We start from the raw sequence: 6,317 nt of genomic DNA, 5'->3' as shown, positions 1-6,317 counted from the left end.
AACCTTACCCCCGCCGGAACATTCTTCCTGTTCGCCCTCATGTGCGTGCCGTATATGCTGATTGTCTGGAAACTCGTGCCGGAGACTACTGGGAAGTCGCTGGAAGAGATTGAAAGATATTGGACCCGTTCGGAATAGTAAAACAAAAAGACCTTAATAACTTAATAATAAAAGATGTATGGATTTTAAGAAACTGGCAAATCAATACAAGGATGAACTCTTGGATAATGTTCTTCCTTTCTGGCTTGAGAACTCACAAGACCATGAGTATGGTGGCTACTTCACCTGTCTGGATCGTGAAGGAAAAGTTTTCGATACAGATAAATTTATCTGGCTGCAAGGTCGCGAGGTGTGGATGTTTTCCATGCTTTACAACAAGGTAGAAAAACGTAAGGAATGGCTTGATTGTGCCGTTCAAGGTGGTGATTTTTTAAAAAGATACGGACATGATGGAGACTATAACTGGTACTTTTCACTTGACCGTTCGGGTAGACCATTGGTAGAACCATACAATATCTTTTCGTATACATTCGCTGCCATGGCTTTCGGGCAATTAAGCCTTGCAACCGGTAATCAGGAATATGCTGACATAGCCAAGAAAACCTTCGACATTATCCTTTCCAAAGTAGATAATCCGAAAGGTAAATGGAATAAACTTCATCCGGGCACTCGTAATCTAAAAAATTTTGCCCTGCCGATGATACTATGCAATCTTGCTATGGAAATTGAGCATATTTTAGGCAAGGACTATTTGGAACAAGCGATGGATACTTGTATTCATGAAGTTATGTCTGTCTTCTATCGTCCCGAACTTGGTGGTATCATTGTTGAGAATGTAGATGTGAATGGTAATCTGATAGATTGCTTTGAAGGACGGCAGATTACCCCTGGCCATGCGATTGAAGCCATGTGGTTTATAATGGATTTAGGGAAACGCCTAAACCGTCCGGAATTAATCGAGAAGGCTAAGAATATCACTCTTACAATGCTTGAATATGGTTGGGATAAAGAATATGGAGGTATCTACTATTTTATGGATCGTAACGGTTGTCCTCCCCAACAACTGGAATGGGACCAGAAACTCTGGTGGGTGCATATTGAAACACTCATATCTCTTCTGAAGAGTTATCAATTGACCGGAGATAACCAATGTCTGGAATGGTTTGAAAAAGTACACGATTATACATGGACCCATTTTAAAGATAAAGAGCATCCCGAATGGTATGGATACTTAAATCGGAGAGGTGAAGTGCTACTACCACTCAAAGGAGGAAAATGGAAAGGATGTTTCCATGTACCAAGAGGGTTATACCAATGCTGGAAAGTATTGGAACAGCTATAAACAATAATGGATATGTTAACCAATCTATATTAATAATCTAAAAATTAATTCTATGACAGAGTTTAACTCAAAAATCAAGAAGAACTCTCGTATATTGAAAATATTTATGTTTTCAATCTGCGCGCTATTTGCATGTGCTATCAGTAGTCATGCACAGAGTTTAGTGAAAGGAACTGTTACTGATGGTATAGGAGAACCGCTACCAGGAGTAAGTGTTGTCGTAAAAGGAACTACTAATGGCACTATTACAGATGTAAATGGAAAATATAGCATTCAGGCCACCGCAAAAGACATTTTATCATTCTCATATGTTGGAATGTCAGATCAGGAAATAAAGGTAGCAGGTCAGACGACCATTAATGTGGTTATGAAAGATGATGTGGCAGCTTTGGATGAAGTGATTGTGGTAGGATATGGTACTGCCAAGAAGCAATCTTTAACCGGAGCCGTATCTGCGGTGAAAGGCGACGAACTGCTGAAAGCACCGGCAACCAATGTGTCGAGTCTTTTAGGTGGACGTTTGCCAGGTATTTCATCTGTTCAAGTATCTGGTGAACCCGGAGACGATCAGGCTACATTACGAGTTCGTGGCTCTATTTATAATGTTACTTATATAGTAGACGGAATGCCTCGTTCTATTAATGATATTGACCCTAATGATATCGAAAGTGTATCTGTTTTGAAAGATGGAGCTTCTGCAGCTGTTTATGGATTAAAAGGAGCCGGTGGTGTTATTATTATAACTACAAAAAAAGGTCAGGAAGGAAAATCCAAAATCACTTATAATGGTTCAATAGGAGCATCTATGAATGCAAACTTTCCGCAGTTTATGAATGGACCTCAATTTGCATATTATTATAATATGGCTGACATGATGGATAAAATGGCTAATGGAAGCATTTCAAACATTAGTCAATATAATCCCGTTTTTACAAAGGCGAATGTGGAAGCTATGTTGAATGGTGATCCTACTGACGGATGGGATAATGTTAACTATATTGATAAAGTATTCGGAACCGGTATTAATCAGAAACACAATGTAACAATACAGGGAGGTAGTGATAAGATGCGTTACTTTGCTTCTGTGGGTTATTTAGGTCAAAAAGGTAACATTGACAATTTCTCTTACAAGAGATACAATTTAAGAACTAATCTTGAGACTCAACTGGCTAAGAACTTCCAGTTAAGTTTAGGTATTGCAGGAAATGTCGGTAAACGTGAAACTCCGGGATATGCTTCAGGCGGTACGGATTCTAATTCCGAATTGGGTGAACAAGGTTGGTTGTCAGTAGCTCATCAGACTATAATGATGCATCCATATTTGCCGGAAACATATGACGGACTTTATTCTGCTACCACACAGAATAACACAAGTCTGCCCAACAGTCCATTGGCTGCCATTTATGAATCAGGATACAAACATACCAATAGCTTTGATTTACAAACTAACATCTCTTTACAATATAATGTACCTTGGGTTAAAGGCTTGAGCGTGAAAGTAACCGGAGCTTATGACTATACAACTTCTCATAATAAGAATTTGAATACACCTTACTCCACATATATACATAAAATGCCGACTTCGACAGCAGATTGGACTTGGTCTAAAGCAGACGATCCTCGCGGCACAGCAAATGGAATAAATTTAGGTGAAGGACAGTATAGTTCTCATCAAATGGTAGGCCAAGGAAGCATAAACTATGCAAGCTCCTTCGGAAAACATAATGTAGAAGGAATGGTATTAGCAGAAATCCGGGATTATAAAGAAAACAGTTTCTCCGGCTATAATAAGAACATGAGTTTCTCTGAACTACCAGAATTGAGCTTTGGACAACCGGCAGACTCTCCAATCTCGGGATACAGTGATGCAAACCGTAGTATTGGTTATGTTTTTCGTTTGAAATATGACTATGACAATAAGTATTTGGCAGAGTTTACAGGTCGATATGATGGTTCTTACAAATTTGCCGGCAATGTTAGTGGGAAACGTTGGGCATTCTTCCCGTCAGCGTCAGTAGCGTGGAGAATATCTAAAGAAGATTTTATGTCTAGTCTGACATTTCTGGATGATATGAAGATACGTGCATCTGTCGGTTTATTAGGAAACGATGCAGTGAGTCCGTATGCTTTCCTTAGTACTTACAATTTGATGGATGGTAACAAAAATGCATACCAAACAATTCTGAATGGAAAAGTAATGCAAGCATTACGCGCCTCTGTAATTGCCAATCCTACTCTAACTTGGGAGAACACCTTAACTTACAATGCAGGATTTGACTTTACGATGTGGAATGGTCTGTTGGGAATGGAGTTTGACGCATTCTATAATTATACCTATGATATTTTGACAGCAATGGGAGGCGATTACCCCCCATCTATGGGAGGATATTATTATACTTATGCCAACTATAATAAGGTCGATAGCAAAGGCGTTGAAGTAACGGTGAGCCATCGTAATAAATTAAACTTGGCAGGCAAGCCATTCTCCTATGGCGCAAGCTTCAATCTGACATTTGCAAGAAACCGTTATCTCCGTTATCCGGATAGTCCGAACACAGTAGAGTGGAGAAAACGCACAGGACGTAGTGTCGATGCTTCTGTTGTGTGGGTTGCAGATGGCTTATTCCGTTCAGAAGAAGAAATAGACAATTCAGCCTGGTATGGCACTCGTCCTAATGTCGGTGATATCAAATACAGAGATTTAAATGGTGATGGTAAAATAGACGAAGATGACAGAACACGTGTTGGACGTGGCAATCGTCCCGAATTAACTTACGGTTTGAACCTGAATTGTGCTTGGAATGGATTCGATTTAAGTGCACAATTTACTGGAGGTGCACTGTTTGATGTATCGTTGACAGGAACTTATTACAATGGATATGACGATAATACAGTCTGGACACAGGCATTTAAAGAAGGAGCCAACTCACCACTATATCTGGTTCAGAATGCATATACAGTAGAAAATCCGAATGGAACATTCCCACGACTTACACTGGGTAATCAAGGACACGGAGGAGATAATGGATTAGCTTCCACTTTCTGGTTGCGTAACGGTAGATACCTTCGTCTCAAATCCGCACAATTGGGTTACACATTCCCCAAGAGATGGATGAGTCCTGTCGGTATTCAGAATCTTAGAATTTATGTAGAAGGTTCTAATTTATTCACGATTTCCGGTCTTCCTGATGGAATCGATCCTGAATCTCCGGGAGTAAATAACGGATACTATCCTCAACAACGCACCATTATGGGCGGTATAACTTTGACTTTCTAAACCTTTAAAAGTTCTATTATGAAAACAAAAGTATTAAGTATCATATTGTTGGGAGCCTCTTTAGGGCTTGGCTCATGTAGTGATTATCTGGACATGACTCCAACAGACAGAGCATCAGATAAACTTGTATGGAGTAAACTCGACTATGCAGAACAGGCAGTCAACGATTTCTATCGCTATATAGATTATTTAGGAGCCTACAGGGATGGACAATGTTTGGCAGGAATGACAGAAGCTCTGACAGATCAGCTTAAATATGGTTCCTACAACTATATGGCTAAATGTCAGATACCTAGTGAAATTGCTTATGGAGGTTCTGTTCTCACAGTGAATTATGTTAGTACTTACCTTGGCAACTGGGGGACGATGTACGAATATGTGCGCCGTGTCAATGAAGGTATCAACAAATTAAAGAAATATGCTTCATTTGGTCAGGCTGATGAAGAACGCTTGGAAGCTGAAATGCGTTTCTTCAGAGGGTATCTCTATACAGATTTATTAAAGCGTTATAAAGAAGTGATTATATACGATGAGAATCTGGATAATATAAAAAAGGATATGCCAGTTAGTTCGGAAGCCGACGGATGGAATTTTGTATATAATGATCTAAAATATGCCGGTGAACATTTGCCTGTTGATAAAACTCCTAACGGACGTTTAACTAGCGGAGCTGCTTATGCAATGTTATCGAGAGCTATGTTGTATGCGGAAAGATGGGATGACGCTCGTATCGCAGCTGAAAAGGTGATGGGAATGGGTTATGAATTAGAAGCAAAAGAAGACTATTCAAATGCCTTTAAAGCAGGAAGCAAAGAAGCCATTTTACAATATTGTTATGATAAGAGTTCCACTGTGACTCATGACTTTGATGGATATATGGTTCCTGGAGGTGATAAAGCGCTCGACGGCAATTCCATGACCGGAGGATTCGGTACCCCGACACAAGAAATGGTTGAATCGTATGAATATGCAGATGGTAGTGGCTTCCCCGATTGGAGTGCATGGCATACTGCTGAAGGTACTACAACGACTCCTCCTTATGCCAAATTGGAACCACGTTTTAAAGCTACCATTCTCTATAATGGAGCAACATGGAAAGGCAGACCGATAGAATCTTTCGTAAACGGTACTGATGGTTGGGCTGCATGGAAAACAGATGCCAAACCGGAAGGACGTTCTACTACCGGGTATTATTTACGTAAACTGGTAGATGAAGCTCATAATTTTACTTCCATACAAGCCAGTACACAGCCATGGACCGAAATTCGTTACGCAGAGGTATTACTGAATCATGCAGAAGCATGTTATCATCTGAATGGCTATACGGATAAGGCAAATAAAGACATAAAAGATATTCGTAACAGAGTGGGATTGTCTTACACAGACAAAAGTGGGGATGATTTAATGAAAGCCATCCGTCAGGAACGCAAAGTAGAACTTGCTTATGAAGGACATTATTATTGGGACATGCGTCGTTGGAAATTATCTGCGACAGCATTTACCGGTATTCGTCTTCATGGAATGAAAATAGAGAAAAATGCAAATGGGTCTTTCACTTACATTTATACAGAATGTGATGATAAAGATCGTAATTTCCCGACTAAGATGTATCGTTTCCCAATGCCACAGGCAGAGTTGGACAATAACGGTGCGGTAACTCAATATGCAGAATGGCAATAAATCTAAAATGAAAACATT

General features: G+C 39.8%; 4 protein-coding genes. All 4 read left to right on the top strand.

The window, feature by feature from the left end; genetic code table 11:
- The coding region (locus tag KQP79_RS23025; protein ID WP_264386647.1) for an MFS transporter at positions 1-138 on the top strand (138 nt) is incomplete at its 5' end.
- Between the two features lie 40 nt (positions 139-178).
- Complete coding sequence (locus tag KQP79_RS23020) at positions 179-1,342, top strand: AGE family epimerase/isomerase (RefSeq protein ID WP_004307229.1); 1,164 nt, start codon at positions 179-181, stop codon at positions 1,340-1,342.
- Positions 1,343-1,394: 52 nt separating this feature from the next.
- Positions 1,395-4,619: a SusC/RagA family TonB-linked outer membrane protein gene (locus KQP79_RS23015; protein ID WP_004326837.1), complete on the top strand. Its 3,225-nt coding sequence runs from the start codon at positions 1,395-1,397 to the stop codon at positions 4,617-4,619.
- An 18-nt stretch (positions 4,620-4,637) separates the two neighbouring features.
- Positions 4,638-6,299, top strand: a complete 1,662-nt coding sequence (locus KQP79_RS23010) for a RagB/SusD family nutrient uptake outer membrane protein (RefSeq protein ID WP_004307227.1) — start codon at positions 4,638-4,640, stop codon at positions 6,297-6,299.
- The last annotated feature ends 18 nt before the right edge of the window (positions 6,300-6,317 follow it).

This window comes from Bacteroides sp. DH3716P (assembly GCF_025914115.1).
GTDB classification, from domain to species: Bacteria; Bacteroidota; Bacteroidia; order Bacteroidales; family Bacteroidaceae; genus Bacteroides; species Bacteroides ovatus.
Note: the sequence above shows the minus strand (reverse complement) of the source record. Positions and strands in the feature narration are given on the sequence as shown.